This window comes from Rhodococcus sp. RS1C4 (assembly GCF_002258225.1).
Lineage (GTDB): Bacteria > Actinomycetota > Actinomycetes > Mycobacteriales > Mycobacteriaceae > Rhodococcoides > Rhodococcoides fascians_E.
In genome coordinates this window covers 1-22,535 of record NZ_NOXZ01000003.1, presented here as the reverse complement: position 1 = coordinate 22,535, position 22,535 = coordinate 1, and the positions used below count along the sequence as shown (strand labels likewise).

Annotated in this window: 19 protein-coding genes; 12 read left to right on the top strand and 7 right to left on the bottom strand. The window is 64.6% G+C overall.

Annotation, left to right across the window (positions count from 1 at the left end):
* Window positions 1-6: 6 nt before the first annotated feature.
* Window positions 7-255: a hypothetical protein gene (locus tag CH289_RS00210; protein WP_019663617.1), complete on the bottom strand. Its 249-nt coding sequence runs from the start codon at window positions 253-255 to the stop codon at window positions 7-9.
* Window positions 248-1,678, bottom strand: a complete 1,431-nt coding sequence (locus CH289_RS00205; RefSeq protein WP_020111132.1) for a PspC domain-containing protein — start codon at window positions 1,676-1,678, stop codon at window positions 248-250. Before CH289_RS00205 ends, CH289_RS00210 begins: the two co-directional genes overlap by 8 nt.
* Before the next feature lie 14 nt (window positions 1,679-1,692).
* Here CH289_RS00205 and CH289_RS00200 point away from each other — a divergent pair, with 14 nt between their 5' ends.
* The 6 genes from CH289_RS00200 (at window position 1,693) to CH289_RS00175 (ending at window position 7,039) form a co-directional block, all read left to right on the top strand.
* Entirely contained in the window at window positions 1,693-2,484 is a 792-nt protein-coding gene (locus CH289_RS00200) for an NADPH-dependent F420 reductase (RefSeq protein ID WP_256976891.1), read from the top strand.
* 71 nt (window positions 2,485-2,555) lie between these two features.
* On the top strand, window positions 2,556-3,875 hold the full coding sequence (locus tag CH289_RS00195; RefSeq protein WP_094726963.1) for an ATP-binding protein: 1,320 nt from the start codon (window positions 2,556-2,558) through the stop codon (window positions 3,873-3,875).
* Complete coding sequence (locus CH289_RS00190; protein WP_019663621.1) at window positions 3,872-4,519, top strand: response regulator; 648 nt, start codon at window positions 3,872-3,874, stop codon at window positions 4,517-4,519. Before CH289_RS00195 ends, CH289_RS00190 begins: the two co-directional genes overlap by 4 nt.
* A gap of 68 nt (window positions 4,520-4,587) precedes the next feature.
* Entirely contained in the window at window positions 4,588-5,274 is a 687-nt protein-coding gene (locus CH289_RS00185; protein WP_033189925.1) for a YqeB family protein, read from the top strand.
* Entirely contained in the window at window positions 5,271-6,404 is a 1,134-nt protein-coding gene (locus CH289_RS00180; protein ID WP_094726961.1) for a sensor histidine kinase, read from the top strand. Before CH289_RS00185 ends, CH289_RS00180 begins: the two co-directional genes overlap by 4 nt.
* Complete coding sequence (locus CH289_RS00175; protein ID WP_019663624.1) at window positions 6,383-7,039, top strand: response regulator; 657 nt, start codon at window positions 6,383-6,385, stop codon at window positions 7,037-7,039. The genes CH289_RS00180 and CH289_RS00175 overlap by 22 nt, the downstream gene beginning before the upstream one ends.
* Window positions 7,040-7,102: 63 nt before the next feature.
* Here the strand turns inward: CH289_RS00175 and CH289_RS00170 are convergent, their stop codons facing one another.
* A complete protein-coding gene (locus CH289_RS00170; RefSeq protein WP_019663625.1) occupies window positions 7,103-8,323 on the bottom strand; it encodes a serine/threonine-protein kinase in 1,221 nt (406 codons plus the stop codon).
* Between the two features lie 325 nt (window positions 8,324-8,648).
* Here CH289_RS00170 and CH289_RS00165 point away from each other — a divergent pair, with 325 nt between their 5' ends.
* From CH289_RS00165 to CH289_RS00155, 3 genes are read left to right on the top strand one after another with little or no spacing between them, the layout of a single operon-like run.
* A complete protein-coding gene (locus CH289_RS00165) occupies window positions 8,649-9,452 on the top strand; it encodes a hypothetical protein (protein ID WP_230595891.1) in 804 nt (267 codons plus the stop codon).
* Window positions 9,453-9,465: 13 nt separating this feature from the next.
* The gene (locus CH289_RS00160; RefSeq protein WP_037181935.1) at window positions 9,466-11,019 is read left to right on the top strand and encodes a DNA polymerase Y family protein; all 1,554 of its coding nucleotides are present in this window, start codon (window positions 9,466-9,468) and stop codon (window positions 11,017-11,019) included.
* A 27-nt stretch (window positions 11,020-11,046) separates the two neighbouring features.
* Complete coding sequence (locus CH289_RS00155) at window positions 11,047-11,556, top strand: hypothetical protein (RefSeq protein ID WP_094712637.1); 510 nt, start codon at window positions 11,047-11,049, stop codon at window positions 11,554-11,556.
* Between the two features lie 15 nt (window positions 11,557-11,571).
* Here CH289_RS00155 and CH289_RS00150 read toward each other — a convergent pair whose 3' ends face one another.
* Entirely contained in the window at window positions 11,572-13,572 is a 2,001-nt protein-coding gene (locus CH289_RS00150; RefSeq protein ID WP_019663629.1) for an SDR family oxidoreductase, read from the bottom strand.
* Between the two features lie 182 nt (window positions 13,573-13,754).
* Complete coding sequence (locus CH289_RS00145; RefSeq protein ID WP_179276694.1) at window positions 13,755-15,884, bottom strand: MMPL family transporter; 2,130 nt, start codon at window positions 15,882-15,884, stop codon at window positions 13,755-13,757.
* Window positions 15,885-16,055: 171 nt separating this feature from the next.
* On the opposite strand from CH289_RS00145, the gene CH289_RS00140 reads away from it, so the two are divergent.
* Together CH289_RS00140 and CH289_RS00135 are read left to right on the top strand one after the other, a co-directional pair.
* Window positions 16,056-19,343 (top strand): error-prone DNA polymerase, encoded by a 3,288-nt coding sequence (locus CH289_RS00140; RefSeq protein ID WP_052061884.1) that lies wholly within the window; start codon window positions 16,056-16,058, stop codon window positions 19,341-19,343.
* A gap of 63 nt (window positions 19,344-19,406) precedes the next feature.
* The gene (locus tag CH289_RS00135; protein WP_019663632.1) at window positions 19,407-19,904 is read left to right on the top strand and encodes a metallophosphoesterase family protein; all 498 of its coding nucleotides are present in this window, start codon (window positions 19,407-19,409) and stop codon (window positions 19,902-19,904) included.
* Window positions 19,905-19,913: 9 nt separating this feature from the next.
* Here CH289_RS00135 and CH289_RS00130 read toward each other — a convergent pair whose 3' ends face one another.
* Window positions 19,914-20,867, bottom strand: coding sequence for a HAMP domain-containing protein (locus CH289_RS00130; protein WP_094726956.1), 954 nt, complete (start codon window positions 20,865-20,867; stop codon window positions 19,914-19,916).
* A gap of 170 nt (window positions 20,868-21,037) precedes the next feature.
* On the opposite strand from CH289_RS00130, the gene CH289_RS00125 reads away from it, so the two are divergent.
* Entirely contained in the window at window positions 21,038-22,339 is a 1,302-nt protein-coding gene (locus CH289_RS00125) for an ATP-binding protein (RefSeq protein ID WP_230594061.1), read from the top strand.
* A gap of 15 nt (window positions 22,340-22,354) precedes the next feature.
* Here CH289_RS00125 and CH289_RS00120 read toward each other — a convergent pair.
* Window positions 22,355-22,535: hypothetical protein (locus CH289_RS00120; RefSeq protein ID WP_218828439.1), on the bottom strand; the 181-nt coding region annotated here is incomplete at its 5' end.

Below are 22,535 nucleotides of genomic sequence, written 5' to 3'. Positions count from 1 at the left end.
AATTCTCTAGTTCTTCTTCCCGCCCCGGCCTGGGGCGAGGAGAAGGGCCAGTCCGACGACGATCGCCGCGACGACGAAGACCCAGCGGAACTGAACGTTGCCGAGGGACTCGAGGGCCGAGGGCCCGATCAGAGCGCTGACGCTGACCAGCAGGGCCACGAGTCCGGAGAGAAACAGCAACGCCGAGGGTCGGGTGCGCGCGTTTCGTTCTTCGGCCGTGTCGGTGTCACTGTCTCCGTACTCGCTGCTATTCATGGATGATCTCCAAGTTTCCGAGACGGACATCTCCGTCGATGGTGAGAACAGGGGCGTCCTCGGCTGCGTCGGTGCCGCGCTGCAGGCCACCGGATCCGCAGGCAGCCGATCCCATGACTGCCACGCAGGTCGGGTCGATTGTCATCGTCGACGGTACCCAGATGGTCGCGTTTCCTCCGGTGACATCGATTGCGACAGTTCGGTTGTCGGTGAGGGCGAGGCCGCGCAAGTCGAGTTGGAGGTCACCGCCGGCGATGCTGTACGACGGTTGGAGTTGCGCGACCGTCGTCGGCCGTGCATCGACCGACCCGCTGGTTGCGCCGTCGAAGTTCACCGGTCCCACGATGGATGCGAGGATCACGAAACCGAGTACAGGGAATGCGACGACCAGCAGGCCGTACCCCTTGCGTAGGAATGCGCCGAGGATCAGTCCGACGGCGAGGACACCGAGAGCTACGGCCCCGATGCGTGCGGGGGAGAGCCACTCCGACCCCGTTGCCGCCGCGATGCCGCCGGTGACGGCTGCGGCGAGCAGGGCCAACCCGATGAAACTCGACGTCCACCGTGAGCGCCGCTTCTTCGGAGTGGTCGACGCCGGAAGGTGAACAGTCGTCGGTTCGGGTAGGTCCCAGGCGAAGGGGGCGACGCCCAACGGATCCCACGACGGTGGTGTCGGGCCGGTGGTCGTGTCCGTCGTCGGCTGGGCCGGCGCCGCGGACTCGTATTTGTTCAGGTTCACCTCGGAACCCGTCGACCGGTCGGTGGGTGGGGGTGTGGACGGAACGTACGTCGTGGGCAGTGTCGTGTACGGCGAGTACGCGGGAGGTGTGTAGCCCGCGGGTCGATAGTTGGGCGGGCGGTAGTTGGCACCTGCCCACGGCGCCGGGGTGTACGGCGTGTTGAACGAGATCGGGAAATCCTGTTGCGCGTAGACCTGTGCACCGCCGGGCAGGAACTCGGGTGGTTGCGGCTGCCTCTGGTGCAGTAGCCACAGTCCGGCGAGAAGCGCGACCATGCTGATGGCGCCGGATCCGCCCAATCCGACACCGACGGGACCCAGGGTGGAGACCGCGATGATCAGCGCCACGATCAGGACCACGATCTTGGTGTTGGATTCCGAGCTGGTGCCTCTGCCCATCAGCGACTCGGCGGGAGAGGCTGCATCTCCTGCCTTGCTGAAGAGCAGCCAGGCGGCGAGGTACAGGACGATGCCTGCTCCGCCGAAGATGGTGCCGACGACGAGCGCGACGCGAACGAGGACGGGATCGACGCCGTAGCGGTAGCCGATGCCGGCGGCGACACCCGCGACATGGCCACGCTGTGGCAACCGATACGGGCGCGTACGCCACATCTGCTGTAGCTGTTCGGAGACGGCCAAGTTGCTCATGGAACCATCGTGGCCCGTCGGGTGCACGGAGACCATCGGGGATCGCCCTGATGTTTTCCCTACCTTCACGCACGAGTTGCAGGAATGTTCTCGGCATCCCACGGCTTGCTACTTCGAGAACGACCATTCGCATCACGAAGGAGAAACGCGTGAAGATCGGAATCATCGGGGCCGGGCTCATCGGCGGCACCCTGACCCGCAAGCTGGCCGAACTCGGACACGACGTGCGCGTGTCGAATTCGCGTGCACCGGAGACGTTGGCCGAGTTGGCTGCCGACACCGGCGCCGAGGCAGTGTGGAGCAAGGACGCAGCCGCCGACGCCGATCTCGTTATCGTGAGCATTCCACAGAAGAACACCCCGGACCTGGCGTCGGACATTCTCGATGCGGCCAAGCCAGGCGCGCCGATCATCGAGACCAACAACTACTACCCGCAGCAGCGCGACGGCCTGATCGCCGAGATCGAGAACGGCAAGCCCGAAAGCGTGTGGGTTGCCGAGCATTTCGGTGATCGATCGTCGGATGTGTTCAAGGTGTTCAACGGAATCTGGTGGAAGCATCTTCTCGAGAAGGGCGTTCCCGCCGGAACCGACGCTGCGTCCACCCGGACGAGAATCGCGCTTCCCGTCGCGGGTGCCGACGGGCCGGGCAAGAAGCTCGTCTTCGACGTCGTCGACGCTCTGGGATTCGAGCCGGTGGACGCCGGCACGCTCGAAGAATCGTGGCGTCAGCAGCCTGGTACGCCGGTGTACGGCAAGGACTACGACGCCGACGCCACGAAGAAGGCTCTTGCCGAGGCGACCGCCGACAGAACCGAGGAGTGGCGCGCGATTCCGTCCTGACATCGGTCCGGTGCGGAAATCAGGGGAGACCCTGATGCGGGTGCGGCTCGATTCGTGCCAGGATCGATGACGTGCTCCCTGTCGATGCCGCGTCCTCTTCCCCGGGCGCCGAGCCGGTGAAGTTCTACCGGCGCGGCGGCGGAAGGATCGTGGGCGGAGTCGCAGGTGGACTCTCCGACCATCTGGGTGTCGACGTCTTCAAGGTCCGAGTCGCGTTTGCGTTGCTCGCCGTCATGGCGGGCGCCGGAATCTTCGCCTACGGGTTGCTGTGGGTGTTCACCCCGGCAGGTGACGACGTGGACCGGCCGAGTTCGGCCGAGCGCCAGCGGGCATTGGGTCTCGCGGCGCTCGGCCTCGGGCTCGCGGCCGGCTTGGCGTGGCTGCTGAACGGCACGGCGGCGTCGGTACTCGTTCCTGTCGTCGTGGTGATCGTCGGTGCGGCGCTCGTATGGCGGGAGTTCGACTCCGAAGGTCCGAGGTCTCTGCTCGGGATGCCGAAGAAGCCGACCGTCCTCAGCTGGGCTCGCGTCGTCGGCGGCGCGACGTTGATCATTCTCGGACTCTGCGTCGTGGTGCTGGCCAGGGTGGACATCGCGTCGATCAGGTCCTCGTTGCTCGCGGTCATCGTGACACTGGTCGGGGCCGGTCTGCTGACGGTCCCGGTCTGGTTGCGTCTGTGGCGCACCTTGAACGCCGAGCGGTCGGCTCGTATTCGGAACGACGAGCGCGAGGAGATCGCCTCCCATCTGCACGATTCCGTGCTGCAGACGCTGGCGCTCATCCAGAAACAGTCGGATCAGCCGCAGGAAGTGATGCGTCTGGCCCGTGGGCAGGAGCGAGAGCTGCGGAAGTGGCTGTTCGAGGGCGGGGACACCGATCATTCGTCCCTGTCCGAGGCGCTGAAGACCATCGCAGGCGAGGTGGAGGATCAGCACGGCGTCACGGTTCGGCCGATCACAGTCGGGGACGTGCAACTCTCGGCCGAGAACTCCGACTCCGGGCTTCCACGTGAGCACTTCACCGCTTTGCTCGGCGCGACGCGGGAAGCGCTCGTCAACGCAGCCAAGCACTCCGGCGAGACCAACATCGACCTCTTCGCCGAGACCGAGGCGGACAAGGTGACGGTCTTCGTGCGCGATCGCGGCAGCGGTTTCGACGAGAACCTGGTGCCGACGGATCGGCAAGGACTCGCGAAATCCATCCACGGCAGAATCGAACGTCGAGGTGGTCAGGTGTCGGTACGCTCCACCGTGGGCAGAGGAACCGAAGTGCGCATCCTGATGCCCCGGCACGATTCGGCTCCCGACAGGCAGATTCATGTTGCCGACCACATCACATCCTCTGAATCGCAGACGTCCGAACAACCACTACCGCAGGAGCAGCCCCGGTGACCGACACCTTCCGTGTCTTTCTCGTCGACGACCATGCAGTGTTCCGCTCCGGAGTCAGAGCCGAACTGGCGCGCGAAGGCGATATCGAGGTGGTCGGTGAGGCAGGCGGGGTTGCCGACGCGGTAGCGGGAATCGACTCGACCAAGCCCGACGTGGTCCTCTTGGACGTGCACATGCCCGACGGCGGTGGTGTGGCGGTACTCGGACGTATATCGTCCGGTCCGGTGTGTCTGGCGTTGTCGGTGTCCGACGCAGCCGAGGACGTCATCGCCGTGATCCGAGCCGGTGCACGCGGTTACGTCACCAAGACCATTTCAGGAGCCGAACTGGCCGACGGCGTGCGGCGGGTGGCAGGCGGGGACGCGGTGTTCTCGCCTCGACTCGCCGGGTTCGTTCTCGACTCCTTCACCGGCAATTCGGCCGTTCCGGAGCCGCCGCTGGATCCGGAGCTGGATTCGCTGACACCGCGCGAACTCGAAGTGTTGAGGTTGTTGGCGCGCGGTTACACGTATCGAGAGATCGCGGAGGATCTGTTCATCTCGGTCAAGACCGTAGAGACCCACGCGTCGAACGTGCTGCGGAAGACACAGCAATCCAATCGCAACGCCCTGACCAGGTGGGCCCACAAGCGTCGGATCGATTGACGGCTGGATGCAGGAATAGACTTTCGGAGACTGTCGGATCGACCTTCGGTGCCACTAGCGTCGAGGTCATGAAGGACAAGAGCGAATCGGTGCTGTGGCTTCCCACCGCCGACCGGGTGTTTCTGGCGGTGGTCGCGCCCGCGGTCGGTGGCGCCGTCGGATTCTTTCTCCCACGCTGGGCACCGTGGGCAGCGTCGCAGAAGTGGATCCCGTTCCAGGGAGTGTTCGAGTTCGTTGCTTCGTGGTCGCACTGGTGGGTGCAGTATCTGACCACCGGGATCGGTGTCGCACTGGGAGCCGCGTTCGTCGCCTTCGCATTTCACGACAGTCTCCGCGTCGTCGTCTCCGCGTCGGGCCTGCGTCTGACCGAGGAAGGCCGGACGACGTCGGTCGCTCGGGCCGATGCGTCGACGGTGTTCGTCGACGGCAAGGAACTCGTCGTCCTCGACGCGGCGTCGCGTCAGGTCGTTCGCGCACCGATCGAGGAGAAGGAACCCGCGGTGGAGCGTGTGTTCGTCGAACACGGCTACTCCTTCGTGGAGGGCGATCCGTACGAAAGCCTGTATCAGCGTTGGATTCCGGGATCGCCGACGCTTCCCGCCGAGGTCGACGCCGTGATGCGCGCCCGAGAAATGGCGTTGCAGAAGAAGTCTCGCGAGGATGCGTCCGAGCTACGTGAGGCGCTGGACCGGTTGGGAATCGTTGTTCGTGAACGCAAGAGCACGCAGTACTGGCGACCACTGGTGCGCGGATGACCGTGTCGCGTCGGCGTACCGGCGATCTCGGCGCAATGGCGTTCTCGCTGTTCATCGCAGCAATGGTCGTCTTCGACGGGGTGACCGCCGCCGATTTCTCGAACTTGCGTGTGGCGACCGCGGTTGCGATCGGCGTCGTCGCGACTGCATTGCTGTGGTGGCGTCGGCGCCGGCCGGTCGGTATCGCGCTCGTGCTCGCAGCCTTGACGGTGTTCTCCGACGCTGCGGGCGGCGCGGAGTTGGTGGCGATCTACACCGTGGCATCGATGCGAACGTGGAGGGTCACCGCGGCGATCGTTGCGCTGCATCTCGTGGCTTCGCTGGTGTACGCACGCTTCTCCTCGGTCGGTGACTCGGTGGTGTCGACGGGAATTCTGAGCTTGGCGCTGCTCAGTATCCCGATGGCGTGGGGTGCGATCGTCAAGGCGCGGCGAGAGGTCATCGATTCGCTTCGCGAGCGCGCCGAACGAGCGGAGGCTGCGGCGGCGGACCGGGCAGATCGGGTTCGTGGCCAGGAACGTGAGCGGATTGCCAGAGAGATGCACGATGCCCTGGCACACCGGATTTCGATGGTGAGTTTGCATGCCGGTGCGCTCGAGGTGCGGTCCGACGCCGATGCAGCCGACATCGAGAAGATCGCGGGAACCATCAGAACCAGTGCGCACGGTGCGTTGAACGATCTCCGGGAAATCCTGGGCGTACTGCGATCCGACGAGGATTCACCACCGATGAAACCGGGATCGTCGATCGATGACGTACCGGCGCTGATCGACGAGGTTCGCGCAGCCGGAGTCGTGGTCGATTTCGACAGTCGGTTGGACGCGGGCGGCGTTCCTGCGACCATGGGGCGTAACGTCTTTCGTGTCGTTCAGGAGGGCCTGACCAACGCCCGCAAGCATGCGGCGGGCTCTGCAGTGCAGGTGTCGATTCGGCCGGAAGGAGAGGGGATGCTCGTGTCGGTGTCCAACGCGCTGGGCGGGCGCGACTCGGTCGTGCCGGGTTCTCGCACGGGGCTGATCGGTCTGTCCGAGCGGCTGTCCTTGGCCGGCGGTCGGCTCGAACACGGGGTGAAGACCGTCGACGGGTCGGTCGGATACGTACTGGAAGCATGGTTGCCGTGGCCGAGGTGATCGATGTTCTCCTCGTCGACGACGACGCTCTGGTCCGATCGGGTTTGTCGATGATTCTGCAGTCCGACAGTTCGATTCGGGTGGTCGGTGAGGCCGCGGACGGCGCGAGCGGTGTCGACGCGGCTCGACGGCTCGAGCCGGACGTGGTTCTGATGGACATACGAATGCCCGTCATGGACGGTCTGGCCGCAACCGAGATGCTCAGGACTAGCACGGGAGGTCCGGCGATCCTGGTGCTCACGACATTCGATACCGACGAGTACCTCCTTCGAGCACTTCGGCTGGGCGCCAACGGCTTCCTGCTGAAGGACACTCCTCCGCGGGACATCATCGAGGCCGTCAAGCGAGTGCAGGACGGTGAGTCGATGCTGTCGCCGTCGGCCGTCGGAACACTCGTGTCGGCCTGGCGCGAGCAGGATCGACGCACGGCCGGGGCCGACGATGTACTGGACGTGCTGACCGATCGGGAACGTGAAGTGGCAATCGCGGTGGCGCAGGGATTGTCGAATGCCGAGATCAGCGGGTCGCTCTTCATGAGTGTCGCGACCGTCAAGACCTACGTGTCGAGAGTGTTGGCCAAGCTCGGATGCACCAACCGAGTGCAGATCGCCATTGCCGTGTTCGAGAGTCGATAGCTCTCCGGCCTCGGTCGTTCGCCGAGCGTTCTCGCGCAGTTCTTCCGATTCCTGGACGGAGATTCAGAGGAGGACGATCAGCAGCACCACCATCAGTAGGACGACAGCCACTCCCACGCCCAGAATCACCGCAGGCGGGATGTCGACCTTGTCTCCCACGGCGTCGTCGACTGCATCGAGCACCTTGTCCAACGGATTCTTCTTCTTGGGCACGTCGAACGGGGGCGGGGCGTAGGGCTTGGGTGTGGTGTCCGAGAGCCCGGTCGAGCGCACTGCGGGAAGCCCTGCGACAGTGTTGCCGAATTCGCGTGACGGGCGGCGGGTTTCCGCGACGGGCGTGGATCGGTGTGCCCACCCCGGAACGACGCCGTCCGATGTGGTGAGTGGAACACCGCGAAGCGACGCAATGGATCCTTTGCTGCTGACCGCGCTCCGGATGATCTCGTCTCTGGCCTGTGCCATGGTCGGCCTGCGAGACGGGTCCGGCTCGAGCATGTGCAGCAACGCCGGGGTGAGATCTCCTGATCTGCTGGGCGAGATGATCTGGCCGCGAGCGACTCGGTGCAGCAGTGCGATGGAGTCCTCGTCGATGTCGAACGGCGGTCTGCCCTCGATCGCGGTGTACAGCGTCGCGCCGAGGGAGAAGACGTCGCTTGCCTCGGTCGGATCCTGTCCGCGTGCGACCTCGGGAGCGAAGTAGGCGGGAGTTCCGGTGATGACGCTCGAATCCGACTCCTCCACATCACCTTTCGCACGCGAGATCCCGAAGTCGCTGATCTTGACGATCCCGAGCGTCCGGCCACGGTCGGCGATGAGGATGTTGCCCGGTTTGATGTCGCGGTGGACGATACCTGCCTCGTGTGCCTCGGTGAGCGCGTCGGCAACCTGGGCGCCCACCTGCGCTACCTCGTACGGTGGCAGCGTCTCGGCGATGTTCAGTGCCTGCGCCAGCGACCGTGACGGCATGTACTCCATGACGAGCCACGGTTCTCCGTCCTCGATCGCGACGTCGTGCATGGCGATGGCATGTGGGCTGGACAGCCGCGCGGCGATCCGTCCCTCACGCATGGCGCGATTACGGACTTCGCGCGCGGCCTTCTCGCTCAGGTCGATCGTCGAGGTGACCTGTTTGACGGCAACTTTTCTTCCCATCAGCGTGTCCTGCGCAAGCCACACGGCACCCATTCCGCCACCGCCGAGCTTGTAGGCGAGGCGGTATCTGCCGGCGAGGAGATAATCGGGTCCGACGACCCGTGCGGTGCGTTGCTGCTCGGTCACGCCCACAGGTTAGTTGACAGTGAGCATCGCTGCCCGCGACGTCCGGCGTGACGCGCCGCCCCGGCCGTCACCAGCCGGTTCGTCGCTGCCTTGACGGAGGTCGCCGGAACGGCTTAACTTGGGGGTGTTCGAAAGTCTGTTCGAAGGCGGGACTTCCCCATCGTCTTCGGAAGAGGGCCGAGTTCCACGATTCCATCACCATGGGGAGGTAAGCATGTCTGTTTCCGCCGACTCTCGGCACGGTATCTCCCGCGACAACAGAGTTGCTCGTGACGGCAGTGTTGCTCATGACGGCAGTGTTGCTCGTGACGGCGGTGTTGCGCTGGAGAGCATGTCGTTGCCGGAGAGGGTGGAACATCTTCGGCGACGCATGGCCGCTGTGCCGTCCAAGGGCGAAACACGCTCGGTCGCCCGTCCCTCGGTTTCACGGTCGAGTGCCCCTGTGTCGGCCGAGCCATCGGCGCCCGACAACCGCCTCGAACAGCAGAAAAGCACACGCGCACCTGCAAAAGAAGTGTTGAGTGTCCCGGAGGCGCTTGCGGCTGTCCTCCCTCACGGAGGCCTGGTTCGAGGGTCGGTGACCGCAGTGTCCGGCGCGGGTTCTCTGATGCTCGGCATGGTCGCGTCGGTCACGGCTGCAGGCGGTCACGTGGCAGTGGTCGGTCAACCGCGCTTCGGGCTGCTCGCAGCGTCCGAGATGGGAGCGCAGTTGCACAGACTGGCCATGGTTCCCGATCCGGGAGAGGACCCGGTGGAAGTGGCCGCGATCCTGCTCGACGGAGTGGACCTGGTCGTGCTCGGTCTCGGTGGTAGGTCGGTGCCGCCGTCGCGAGCACGTGCCGTCGTTGCACGCGCTCGAAGCAAGGGTGCGTCGCTTCTGGTGACGGACGGGCACTGGGACGGGGTGGATCTGCGGCTCGATGCGTCCGTGGCGGGCGTCGACGGTGTCGGAACCGGAGACGGTGCAGGCCGCGGGCGGCTTCGTGGTCTCCGGTTGGAAGTGCGCGCGCAGGGGAAGGCGATGCGCACTCGTTCCACTCGATTCGACCTACGTTCCGAGCGCGGCCGCGTCGAGTGGTTCGAGGTCCCGTCCGTTGCGGCCGTCGGTGCCGACAGAGTGGCGGTGCTGGCATGAAATGGGAACAGGCATGAGCCGGGTGTTGGCGCTGTGGTGCCCGGACTGGCCCGCGGTCGCGGCTGCTGCCGTCGCCGATCTTCCGGCGACCAGCCCGGTGGCGGTGGTGTCCGCCAATCGTGTGATCGCATGTTCGGCACCTGCCCGCGCACACGGTGTACGGCGGGGTCTACGCAAACGTGAGGCCCAGGCTCGCTGTCCCGATGTGCATGTGGTGACGGCTGATTCGGATCGCGACGGCCGGATGTTCGAGCCGGTCGCCGCAGCCGTCGACATGGTTGCGCCGGGTGTGGAGGTACTGCGGCCGGGGTTGCTGATCCTCGGTGCCCGAGGTGTCAGCAGGTACTTCGGATCCGAGCACAACGCAGCCGAGCGGTTGATAGATCAGGCGGCCGCGGCCGGCGTCGAATGTCAGATAGGGATCGCCGACGAGTTGTCGACGGCGGTCATCGCAGCCAGGCATGCCGTGATCGTTCCCCGGGGCGGCGGGGCTCGTTATCTCGCCCCGCTGCCGGTGTCGGAACTGGCGGCAGAACCCAGTCTGGCCGCGGCGGACAGGGAAGACCTGATCGATCTCCTACGACGTCTGGGTCTGCGCACCATCGGTGATTTCGCGGCCCTCACTCCCGGTGATGTGGCGTCCCGTTTCGGGACCGACGCCGTGCTCGCCCATCGGAGCGCGAGGGGTGAGGCGGAGCGTCCACCGTCGGCTCGCGCCCTGCCACCGGACCTGAACGTGGAGTACCAGTGCGATCCGCCGATCGATCGCGTGGATGCAGCGGCCTTCGCGGGCAGGGGGATGGCGGAGAAACTGCACACGAAGTTGGCGGCCGCTGCCGTTGCCTGTACTCGACTGCTCGTCCATGCATCCACCGGCAACGGCGAGAACCTCTCGCGAACATGGCGATGCGCCGAGCCTCTGACCCCGGAAGGAACCGCAGACCGCGTGCGGTGGCAACTCGACGGCTGGCTCACCGGGCGTAGCGTCGCCAAACCGACGTCGGGCATCACGATGCTGCGATTGGAACCGGTCGAGGTGGTCGCAGCCGGTGAGCTCCAACTCGGCCTCTGGGGAAGCGTCGGCGACGAGGAGGAACGCGCCAGACGTGCCCTTGTCCGTGTGCAGGGACTTCTCGGCGGCGACTCGGTGAAAATCGGCGTGCTGAGCGGGGGGCGTGGCCCCGGCGACCGGGTGACTCTGCGCAGTCTGGGCGACGAGTTGGTGCCCCTGTCGGATCCTGCTGCTCCCTGGCCCGGCCGGCTCCCGGCGCCCGCACCGGCAGCAGTGATGGACACGTCTCCTCGGGTGACGCTGGAGGACGCGAACGGCAACGACGTGCACGTCGGCATGCGCGGAAGTTTCGACACCCGCCCGGTCACACTGCGGTGGGGGAGCAAGGCGTGGCCACTACGAGGATGGGCCGGACCATGGCCGATCGACGAACGCTGGTGGGATCCCACCGTGGGTACACAGGGCGCGCGCGTTCAAGTGCTGTTCGAAGAAACCCGTGCCCTGCTGCTTCTCTACGGCGACGACGGGTGGCGAGTGGAAGGTATCTACGAATGATCCGCGGTGAGGATCTACCATCAGTGCATGAGACTGTCGAAGCGAGATGTTCCCTTGATCGCCAGTGCAGCGCTTTTCGTTGTCTCGCAAGCGAATATCGTTCGGCTGCTCGGTCCGGCCGGCCCCCGCGTCCTCGAAGTGCAGACGGCGTGGTCGGCACGACGATATCGAGAGATTCTCGAGAAGATGGACTCTCGAGAGACCGCGCGTTTTCGAAGCCACTACTACCCGGATTTCGTCCACCCGGCGATCTACGCCGTCGCGCTTCGTGCCGGTGCCGAGCGGTTGGGTGAACTGACGCCGATACCGCCCGCCACCGCATGTGTGCTTGCGCTCGCTCCTGTCCTCTCGGCAGCAGGAGATTACGTCGAGAACATCGTCGGCCTGCACCTGCTGGATCGGCCCGAGCACATCACCGATTCGGTCGTGCGAGCCACCTCGGCCGTCAGTATCGCCAAATGGACTCTGGCGCTGGGATCTCTGGGGTATCTGACCGCCGGCTTCGGTTCGGTGCTGGTGCGCTCGATACGCAGGTGATCGGCACCGGCCTCGTCACCAGTTGGCTCCGGGAACCAGCCTTCCGAGTCGCCTCGCCAGCTTGCCGACCCGCGCCGATGCGCTGGACGCGTCGTAGGTCGAGGTCGGAGGTACAGGGATCGGCTGAGATTCGCCCTGGTCTTCCGTCACTTCGCCTTTGGCCGCAGCCGAATCGGGGAACCGCCGGTAGAACTGATGCATCGTCCGGTCCTTGCCCTTCGGCGTGAAGATGCTGCCGAACTGACCGAGAGTGCCGAGTGGAGTGTCGATGCGCTTCGGCCTGTCGGTCAACGCCCTGATCACCATTGCCGCGGCTTTCTCCGGTGACACCACCGGGCCGACGTTCTTGTCGCCGGTGGGTGTGATCATCGGCGTCGCAACGAGCGGCATATGGATGGTCGTGAACGTTATTCCGTCGGACAGAGTTTCGGCTGCAGCCACGTCGGAGAACGCGTCGAGAGCGGCCTTGCTCGCCACGTACGCGGAGAAACGTGGTGTGTGGCCCTGCACTGCCGCGCTACTGACGTTCACGACATGGCCGAAGCGGCGCTCACGCATGTGCGGAAGTAGCGCCAACACGAGTCGGACGGCACCGAAGTAGTTGACGGCCATCGTTCTTTCGTAATCGTGCAGTCTGTCCGTCGATCGGTAGAGCGAACGCCGGATGGATCGCCCGGCGTTGTTGACGAGCATGTCCACGTGCCCGTGCTCACCGAGAATGGCCTTGACCGTCTGCTCCACCGACTCGGTGTCCGTGACGTCGCAGGGATACCCGTACGCGTCCCCGCCGGAGGAACGGATGTCCGCAACAACGCTTTCCAGCTGCTCGGCGCCGCGCGCCAGCAGAAGAACCGTTGCGCCCTTGCGCGCTGCGGACACGGCGCTCGCCTGTCCGATTCCAGAGGAACCCCCGGTGATGACGATGTGACGGCCGACCAGCGGTCCGCGTGGATCCTGCTTGCGCGCGCGGTCCGGGTCGAGGTTGCGCTGCCAGTGCGTCCACAGTTTGTCCGCATAGGACTTCAACGGCGGCGGAACGAGTCCGTTCAGCGCAGTCTGGGTGGCAGTGGACGTGAACACCGTCGGAAGCGTCAGATGATCGAGCATGACGGGTGGAACACCGAACCGTGTGAGCACGGCGTCGCGACCGTTCTTGACCACCCTCGTCCGCGGCGAGACGACAGGAGCAGCAACCGCCCCCGGTATCCCCACGACCTTGGCCTTCGAACCCGCGGCCGCGCCGAACGCGGAATACACCTCGACCATCGACTGAGGCTCGGGGTTGACGAGATGGAACACCCTCTGACCCAGAGGATTCCGCACGATCAGATCGACGATGGCAGTGGCAACGTAGTCCACCGGTACCAGATTGGTCGCACCGATATCAGGCACTGTGACAGGCAGGATCGACGGTAACTTGGCAAGTTCGGCGAAGAACGGAAAGAAGAAGTACGGCCCGTCGATCTTGTCGATCGCGCCGGTCTCGGAATGGCCGACAACCGCGGACGGCCTGTACACGCGCCAATCGGTAGCCGAATCGCGGACGATCGCCTCCGCCTCGAACTTGGTCCGGTGATACGCCGTCGGGAATCCCTGGCCCTTGTCGAAATCGTTCTCGGTGAACGTCCCCACATGGTCACCGGCAATTGCGATCGACGACACGTGGTGCAACCTCGCCCCCGTCGCCACCGCCAGATCGACCACGGCCCGGGTGCCGTCCACATTCGCCCCGGACTGCTCATCACCGGCGGTCAGGTCGTACACCGCGCCGAGATGAACGATGTGATCGACATCCGACGGCACCTCCTTCACCCCGAGCCCCGGTTCGGTGAGGTCTCCCACGAGCGGATGAACCCTGTCGTCACCGGGCAGCCCGGCGACCTGCTGTTCGAGCTTGGCAACCGACTGTTGCCGAACCAGAACATGCACCTCCGCAGCCGAATCGCGCTCCAGTATCAGGGGCAGCACATTCTGCCCGAGAAAACCCGTACCGCCGGTAACGATGTACTTCGCCATCCCTCGAACTTACTTGATAGTAAGTTCCTCGGCCACCCTTGATTTCGGACCGAACGTGGCATTCAGTCACTTGAAGTGACCGAACGTCACGTTTGGTCACTTGAAGTGACCGAACGTCACGTTGGGTCACTCGAGGTGACCGAACGTCACGTTCGGTCCACGAAGACAGGGATGCGGCGAGGTCAGTGACCGATACCGACTTTTTCGTGCACTTTCTTCATCCATGCAGGCGCCCACCAGTTGACTTCGCCCATCAGTTTCACCAATGACGGGACGAGCAGCATTCTGATGATGGTGGCGTCGACGATCAAGGCGAGGATCATTCCGACGCCGAGGAATCTCATGATCGACAGATCGGAGATGGTGAATGCGCCGGTGACGACGATGAGGATGAGGGCGGCGGCGGTGACGATGCGTCCTGTCCGTTGTGCGCCGACGGTCACTGCTTCTTCCGTCGTGGCGCCGCCGGCTCTGGCTTCTACCATTCGGGACATCAGGAAGACCTCGTAGTCGGTGGACAGGCCGAAGACGACGGCGAGGATGAGGACGACAAATGTCGCTTCGAGTGGTGCCGGGGTGACGCCGAGCAGTTCGGCGCCGTGTCCTTCCTGGAAGACCCAGGTCAACACACCGAAGGTGGCTCCGAGGCTCAGCCCTGCCATCAGGACCGCTTTGATGGGGAGGACGATCGAGCCGAAGGCGAGGAACAACAGGATGAGCGTCGAGACGACCATGATCGCGATCATCGCCGGCAGCCACTTGGCGATCGCTGCGTTGCCGTCGTCGACGAGAGCTCTCGAGCCTCCGACGAGGATCTCGGTGCCCTCCGGCGGTGTCATCTGTCGCAGGGAAGCGACGGCGTCACTGGTCGATTCGACTTCGCTCTTGCCTTCACTGGGTTCGCTGAATGTTGCTTGGACGACGACGAAGTCGTCCGCGGACCCGGTGAACTGGACCCGGGCAATTTCGTCGACGGCTTCTGCCTGGCGGGTGATGTCTGCGATCGGGGCGCCCTGGGGTTTCTGCCCGTCGGTGCCGCGGAGAACTACGGTGGCACCTTCGCCCGTGGTCGGGAATTCGGAGTTCAGTGTCTCGACGGCGACGCGAGCCGGATCGTTCTGAGGCAGTGCGGTGTAGTCGACTTCTCCCAGCGTGACCTTGAGAATCGGCGCTGAGAGCACGAGCAGTGCGGCGACGATGACTACAGCGACGATTCCGGGAGTGCGCATCACCCGGGTGACGACGGCTCCCCAGAACTTCTGTGCGCGCGCGTCGCCGCGGTCGGATGCGCTACGGCTCCAGGTGAGCGAGTTGATGCGATGACCGAGTATCGCGAGCAGGGCAGGAACAGCCGTCAGCGACAGGATTGCCGCGCTGGCGACGGCGGCCATGGCTCCGAATCCGAGCGATTTGACGACCGGTTGCGGAAACACGAGCATTCCCGCGAATGCGCAGATCAGCAGCAGCCCCGAGAAGACGATGGTTCGGCCTGCGGTCAGCACGGTGCGAACTGCGGCGTTCTGCGGGTCGACGCCTGCGCGCATCTCCTCTCGAAATCTACTGACGATGAACAGTCCGTAGTCGATGGCGAGGCCGAGCCCGAGAAGTGAGGCGACGTTGATGGAGAACGAGCTGACCTCGGTGACCACCGTCAGCGCCCGCAGGATTGCCAGTGCGCTGATGACGCTGAGGATACCCACGAACACCGGCACCGCGGCCGCGACCACGCCGCCGAAGATGAAGATCAACAGCACCAGGGTGATGGGGATCGCGATCGCCTCGGATCGCACGAGGTCGCTCTGCAGCGTGGTGCTGAAGGACACTCCTACCACCGATCCGCCGGCGAACTGCGAAGTCACGCCGGGGACGACGAGTTTCGGCGGCAGGTCGCCGAACGTCGAGAACGTGACGCCTGACTTGGGGCCGAGGGTGACGGTCGCGAGCGCCTTGGTGCCGTCGTTGGACAGGAGGAACTGCTTGGCTGCGGCGTTCGCCGTCCAATAGGACGTGACGTTCTCGACGGAGTATTCGTTCTGGAACTCGTCGAGCACGGCTGTGACATCGGGTGCGATGTCGTCGATCGTCTTGCCTTCGGGTGCGGTGTAGATGGCGACGATGTCCGGTGTCGGTTGCCCGAGGCCGGCGACGAGTGTGCTGACTTCGGCGGCCTCGCTTCCCGGGTCGATGAAGCCGCCTTCGCTGAGCTTGGAGAACACGCCGATTCCCCATACCCCGCTGAGGGCCACCGCCACGATGGCGATGGTGAGCACCCAGCGTTTACGGGAAACGACGAACGAAGCCCAACGTGTCACGTTCTCACTCCAGCTCTCTAGTTACATGCGATCGCAGAGCGAGCCTAGTGGCTGGAGACGACACGTTGATTTCTGTCGGTGCCATGCGTTCTAATAGAACACACGTTCGAACGGTGTCTTCCCCTCTGTTCGACCGTGCTGTTCGAGTTCTCGATGAACGAGGGGATGGTCATGGGCTGGAACGATGGTCCACCGACGTGGTCGGAGATGGAGCGGGTGCTGTCGGGGCGTCCTGCGCGGCCGGACAAGCCCGAGATCGTCGGCGACGGCGGGGACAGTCCTGCCTGGTCGCGTAAACGTGCGGCGTACGAAGGGTCGGTCACTTCGGCACCCGTGACAGGAACTCCGTATGCGGAGTTGCATGCGCATTCCGCGTTCAGTTTCCTCGACGGGGCGAGCCAGCCGGAAACGATGGTGGAGGAGGCCGCGAGGCTCGGGCTGGAGTCGATCGCCCTCACCGATCACGACGGTCTCTACGGGGTCGTGAGGTTCGCCGAGGCCGCCAAGGCGCTGGGTGTGGGGACTGTCTTCGGTGCCGAACTGTCGCTGGGAACGGACAAGTCGCGGGCAGGTGAGCTCGACCCGGACGGTACGCATCTTCTCGTGCTCGCTCGCGGCCAGGAGGGGTATCGCAGACTGTCGAGGGAGATCGCGGCGGCGCATCTGGCCGGTGGCGTCAAGGGAAAGCCTCGGTACGACTTCGACGCGTTGTCCGATGCCGCGGGTGGGCATTGGCAGATCCTCACCGGGTGCAGAAAGGGGCACGTGCGGCGTGCCCTGCGCGACGGCGGGCGGGACGCGATGGATGCTGCCGTCCGGGACCTGGTCGACAGATTCGGCGCCGACCGTGTCACCGTCGAGCTCACTCATCACGGATTGCCGGAGGACGACGAGCGCAACGACGCGCTGTTCGACGCCGCCGCCCGCTTCCGCCTTCCGGTGATCGCCACGACTGCGGCCCATTACGCGACGCCGGAGAACCGCCGTCTTGCCATGGCGATGGCTGCGGTGCGCGCCAGAAGCAGCTTGGACGAGGCATCGGGATGGCTCGCACCGACCGGTGGTACCCATCTTCGGTCCGGTGCGGAGATGGCTGCGCTGTTCCGACATCATCCCGGCGTGGTCGACGCCGCAGCCCGGCTCGGTCGTGAGTGTGCGTTCGATCTTCACTTGATCGCGCCGAAGCTTCCGCCGTTCGATGTGCCTCCCGGACATACCGAGATCAGTCACCTGCGTGATCTCGCGCTGCGTGGTGCACGCCTCAGGTACGGCTCGCCGACGGAACATCCTGCGGCGCACGCTCAGATCGAGTACGAACTGGACATCATCGAGCGGTTGGGTTTTCCCGGGTACTTTCTCGTCGTCCACGACATCGTGAAATTCTGCAAGGACAACGACATTCTGTGCCAGGGGCGGGGTTCGGCAGCGAACTCCGCCGTCTGTTATGCCATCGGCATCACCAACGTGGACCCTGTTGCCAACAAGCTGCTCTTCGAGCGATTCCTCGCGCCCGAGCGGGACGGTCCACCCGATATCGACGTCGACATCGAATCGGACAGGCGTGAGGAAGCTATTCAGCACGTCTACTCCAAGTACGGGCGCACGTATGCCGCGCAGGTCGCGAACGTGATCACCTATCGAGGTAAATCCTCGGTGCGTGACATGGCTCGCGCGTTGGGATTCTCTCAGGGGCAACAGGATGCGTGGAGCAAGCAGGTCACCCGTTGGTCCAACATCGGTGACCAGGAGGGAAGCGACATACCTGCTCCGGTACTGGATCTGGCGCGGCAGATCGAAGGGTTTCCGCGTCATCTCGGTATTCACTCGGGCGGCATGGTGATCTGCGATCGCCCCATTGCGGACGTGTGTCCGGTGGAGTGGGCGACGATGGCCGACCGCAGTGTTCTCCAGTGGGACAAGGACGATTGCGCTGCGGTGGGTTTGGTCAAGTTCGACATGCTGGGACTCGGGATGTTGTCGGCCCTGCATTACATGATCGATCTGATCGACGAGCACAAAGGCATCCGGATCGACCTCGCGGACATCGATCTGAGCGAGAAGGCTGTCTACGACATGCTGCAGCGAGCGGATTCGATCGGCGTGTTCCAGGTGGAGTCGCGCGCGCAGATGGCGACGTTGCCTCGCCTGAAGCCGAGTGAGTTCTACGACTTGGTCGTGGAAGTGGCACTGATCAGGCCGGGGCCCATTCAGGGTGGATCCGTTCACCCGTACATCAAGCGCCGCAACGGGCTCGAACCGGTCACGTTCGATCATCCGTCGTTGAAGAAGGCTCTGGATCGGACGCTCGGAGTTCCGCTGTTCCAGGAACAGCTCATGCAGATGGCGATCGATGTCGCGGGTTTCAGCGCTGCGGATGCCGATCAACTCCGCCGAGCCATGGGTTCCAAACGGTCCCCGGAGCGCATGAACGAACTGCGCGGAAAGTTCTACGACGGTATGCGTGAGCTGCACGGAATCGTCGGGGATGCGGCCGATCGTATCTACGAGAAACTGTCCGCCTTCGCCAACTTCGGTTTTCCCGAGAGTCATTCGCAGAGTTTTGCATCGCTCGTGTTCTATTCGTCGTGGTTCAAACTGCACCATCCGGCAGCGTTCTGCGCGGGACTGCTGCGGGCACAGCCGATGGGCTTCTACTCCCCGCAATCGTTGGTCGCCGATGCACGGCGTCACGGTGTGCAGGTGCACGGACCGGATGTCAACGCCAGCTCCTGGTACGCGGACTTGTGCGGTGGTGGACTCGAGATTCGTATGGGTCTGGCCGATGTTCGTCACATCGGTCAGGCGCTCGCGGAGAAGATCGTCGAAGCTCGGGTACTGGGGGGGCCGTACACCTCGTTCCTCGATCTGACCGGACGTGTGGAGCTGTCCACCGCCCAGGCCGAATCGTTGGCGACAGCAGGCGCTCTCGGCTGTTTCGGGACCACTCGTCGCCAAGCGTTGTGGGCTGCCGGCGCTGCGGCAGGGGAGCGGCCGCATCTGCTTCCCGGTCTCGGGGCGTCGACCCACGCGCCCGTGCTTCCCGGTATGAGCGATCTCGATCTGGCGTCCGCGGACGTATGGGCAACGGGGGTATCACCGAATTCGTATCCCACTCAGTTCTTTCGAGATCGACTCGACCGCCTCGGGGTGGTTCCGGCGCATCGGCTGTTGGCGATTCCCGATGGGGACCGGGTGCTCGTCGGGGGAGCGGTGACGCATCGTCAACGGCCTGCGACAGCGGGCGGAGTCACGTTCGTCAATCTGGAGGACGAGACGGGAATGGTCAATGTCGTGTGTTCGGTCGGACTGTGGGCGAAGTATCGAAAGCTTGCGCTCACCGCTCCTGCATTGCTGATCCGAGGCAAGGTGCAGAACGCCGAAGGGGCCGCCACCGTGGTGGCGGATCATCTGCAACTGCTGGATCTGCGGGTGCAATCCAAGTCGAGGGATTTCCGGTGAACCCCGCGCATCGTCCGATCCGGATTCCCCGCCCGCGACAGCCGAGCGTGCACACTGGAGCACGTGAAACTTCTGTTGCTGGCAGACACTCATGTGCCGAAGCGGGCGAGGGCACTGCCCCAGCAAGTCTGGGATGCCGTCCGAGATGCGGATGTCGTCGTCCACGCCGGCGACTGGGTCGAGGTCGACCTGTTCGACGCGCTGCAGGCCGCGTCGACACGGTTGATCGCATGCTGGGGGAACAACGACGGCGAAGACTTACGCGCACGCATGCCCGAGCGGGCAGACGTCGCACTCGACGGCGTCCGACTCACCGTCGTCCACGAGACAGGTCAGGCCACCGGACGTGAGAAACGCATGGCGGCGGCCTATCCCGACACGGATGTACTCGTGTTCGGGCACAGTCACATTCCGTGGGACACCACGGCCGACAACGGGCTGCGCCTGCTCAATCCAGGATCTCCCACCGACCGCCGTCGGCAACCGTTCTGTACGTTCATGACCGCCGACATCGAGGATTCGACGCTCGGAAACGTTCGCCTGCATCGAATCGAACGGTAGTGGCGTCGATCAGGAGTGCGACGCCTCCGACTGGACGCGGGCCTGATCGACCAGATCGTGGACCAGTCGGATGATCACGTCCATGTCGGTCATGACACCCGCGCGAAGCTCGTCCTGCCCCTCGGGGGACAGTGCGGGCGGGTCGTCCGAGTCCAGCGCCATCACGGTGTCGATCTTCGCTCGCAGCGTCTGCAACGGTTCCATCAACTCCTCGCCGGCGTCGGTGACGAGCTTGTTCTGCCGGCGGCCGGAGACGGTGAGCGCGGCGAGCATCTCGTTGTAGCTGGTGGCCAGCGATGCGAGTTCGTCGTCTCCGCTGACGACGATGGGTTCCAAGTCGCCGGTGCGCGCCACCTGCTCGGTGGCGTTGCGCAGACGTTTGACCGGTCTCAGCCCTGTTCGAGCCACCGCCGAACCGGCGATTCCGGCCAGGGCGACCAGGAATGCTCCGATCATCACGAGAGCGAGCGTCAGCTTCCCCAGCAGTGGATCGTTGGACTCGAGCGACTCGGCGACCATGACGGTTTCGCCGGTGGTCGTCCGCTCGGCCGCGACCATGTATCCGCGCACCTCGCGGAGGGAATCAGGCGCCGTCCCGTCGACGACTGCCTGCTCCTGGGAGTCGAGCACACCCGCCGAGTTCGTGAACGGCTTGGACTCGGTGTTGAACGTGACGAGTTCCCCGGTCGACGAGACCAGAGCTACCTTGATCGCGGGGCCATCGGGGCTGCTGACGCCGAAACCGTACGCGTTCGGCGGGACGCCCAACTGTGCTCCGGTGATGAGTGCTTTGGCGTTGCGAGACACTCGGTCACCGAGCTGATCACGAAGAGCCTGGTCCGCGACGACGTAGATGGCGAGCGCACTGACCGCGACGGCGAGAGCCGCAACACTGATCGTGAGGACACGGATGCGGCCGTGCAGCGTCAACGCTGTGGGGCGATGGGCTGCGCGGGGGATCACTGGACGAGTATGACCGTGACTGCTGAGAGCGTTCTGAGAAACGGGATTACTCGGTCGGTGACGCGTGGAAATGCGTTGGGCGACCGTGTTGTCGATGTAGTACTCTGGCGATCTTCGCGCATGCGGAGTAGTCCACGTACTCGGCGTGGTGAAAGAATCGTGACTCCCACATGGCATCAGAAGTGCACGAAAGCCTGTCCGGTGAACCGGAATCCGTCCGTCGCACCGTCGCCGCGATAGCGAACCTGCTCCTCGGCGCCTCGCGCTCGGCCACCACGGCAGACGCATTCGTCTCGACCTCACTCGGAGTGTCGAGCGACGACGTCGTCTGCGCCACCGAACTCCTCACGGTCTCCACGCGTCCGGCAGTGGCTGCAATCCTCGCGGACGAGATGTCGACATGGAACCCTCCGGTCGGTCCCGCAGAGGATTCGTGTCCTCCGACGTGGGAGCGAACGGAAATCGACGGCACGTCGATCTCGCTGCCCAAGGAACTTGCCGTGTTCTTCGTCGGTGGCTCGTTCGCCCCTATCGACGTCGTGGGGTGCCTGAGGGAAGCGTCGTTCATGAACGACGAATTCGAGCTTCGCATCTACACCCGCACGGTCGACGCCGAGGCGGGCAGGGCACTGCTCGCGCAGACGATGACCGCGGCGCGCGGTCCTCGAAACTTTTTCCGAGGGCGTGTTCTTCAGGCGACCGCGAAACCTGTGCTCGGCCTGTCGATCGTCGACCTTCCCCGTCAGGACCGCTCGAATCTGGTGTTGCCAGCCGAAGTGTGGAACGAACTGGACACCAATATCGCTGCAGTGACCACTCGCGCCGACCTGATGCGTCAGCTCGGCCTCGGCACCAGCCGAGGAGTGCTTCTGACCGGTCCTCCCGGTGTGGGCAAGAGTGCCGTCAGCCGTGTCGTGGCCGGGGAGCTGATGGGAGACGCCACCGTCATCATCGTCGACGCCCTCGCTGGATCTCGTGCGCTGAGGTCCATCTACGAGGAGACCAGATATCTCGGACGCACCGTCGTCATCCTCGAGGATCTCGATCTGATCATCGGCACGAGGGGAAGCGGGGGTCGGGACGAGCCGTTGGCGGAGTTTCTGACCGTCCTCGACGGCACCCGGCAGTACGACGACGTTCTGACCATCGCGTCGACCAACGATCCGAAGTCTCTCGATTCCGCGGCAACGCGGTCGGCTCGGTTCGATGCGATCATCGAGATCGACTACCCGGACACCGCCGCGACAGCCGAGATCCTGCGTCGGATACTGACGTCGATACCCGGCGCCGACGCTGTGGACTGCCATGCCGTGGCGCGGTCTTTCGCTACTGCGGTCTCCGGGGCGGATGTGCGAGAAACGGTGCGACGCGCAGTGCTGGAACACGGAACTGCAGTGACCACACAGGTGCTGCTCCGCACCATCGCCGACGGACGCTGGCGCGCAGCCGAATTGACGGGGCAGTACCTGTGATTCGTCGCTGCCGGTTCAGTCGCCCGAATGCTCGTCGTCGCCGGTGGCCAGTGGTTCTCGACGCGCCTTCTCGAGGACTTCGGTGGTGTGTCCGCCGTGGGCACCTGGTCCGACGTGGGCTTCGGCGCGGAGGCGTTCGACCATGTGCGGGTAGTGCAGTTCGAACGCGGGACGCTCGGAACGGATCCGGGGCTTC

Excerpts from the sequence above, each read along its gene's own strand:
- CH289_RS00180 (WP_094726961.1), top strand. The coding sequence starts at position 5,271 with ATGACCGTGTCGCGTCGGCGTACCGGCGATCTCGGCGCAATGGCGTTC.
- CH289_RS00140 (WP_052061884.1), top strand. The coding sequence starts at position 16,056 with ATGGGCTGGAACGATGGTCCACCGACGTGGTCGGAGATGGAGCGGGTG.
- CH289_RS00155 (WP_094712637.1), top strand. The coding sequence starts at position 11,047 with ATGAGACTGTCGAAGCGAGATGTTCCCTTGATCGCCAGTGCAGCGCTT.
- CH289_RS00185 (WP_033189925.1), top strand. The coding sequence starts at position 4,588 with ATGAAGGACAAGAGCGAATCGGTGCTGTGGCTTCCCACCGCCGACCGG.
- CH289_RS00200 (WP_256976891.1), top strand. The coding sequence starts at position 1,693 with ATGTTTTCCCTACCTTCACGCACGAGTTGCAGGAATGTTCTCGGCATC.
- CH289_RS00125 (WP_230594061.1), top strand. The coding sequence starts at position 21,038 with ATGGCATCAGAAGTGCACGAAAGCCTGTCCGGTGAACCGGAATCCGTC.
- CH289_RS00150 (WP_019663629.1), bottom strand. The coding sequence starts at position 13,572 with ATGGCGAAGTACATCGTTACCGGCGGTACGGGTTTTCTCGGGCAGAAT.
- CH289_RS00205 (WP_020111132.1), bottom strand. The coding sequence starts at position 1,678 with ATGGTCTCCGTGCACCCGACGGGCCACGATGGTTCCATGAGCAACTTG.
- CH289_RS00175 (WP_019663624.1), top strand. The coding sequence starts at position 6,383 with ATGGTTGCCGTGGCCGAGGTGATCGATGTTCTCCTCGTCGACGACGAC.
- CH289_RS00210 (WP_019663617.1), bottom strand. The coding sequence starts at position 255 with ATGAATAGCAGCGAGTACGGAGACAGTGACACCGACACGGCCGAAGAA.
- CH289_RS00160 (WP_037181935.1), top strand. The coding sequence starts at position 9,466 with ATGAGCCGGGTGTTGGCGCTGTGGTGCCCGGACTGGCCCGCGGTCGCG.
- CH289_RS00165 (WP_230595891.1), top strand. The coding sequence starts at position 8,649 with ATGTCGTTGCCGGAGAGGGTGGAACATCTTCGGCGACGCATGGCCGCT.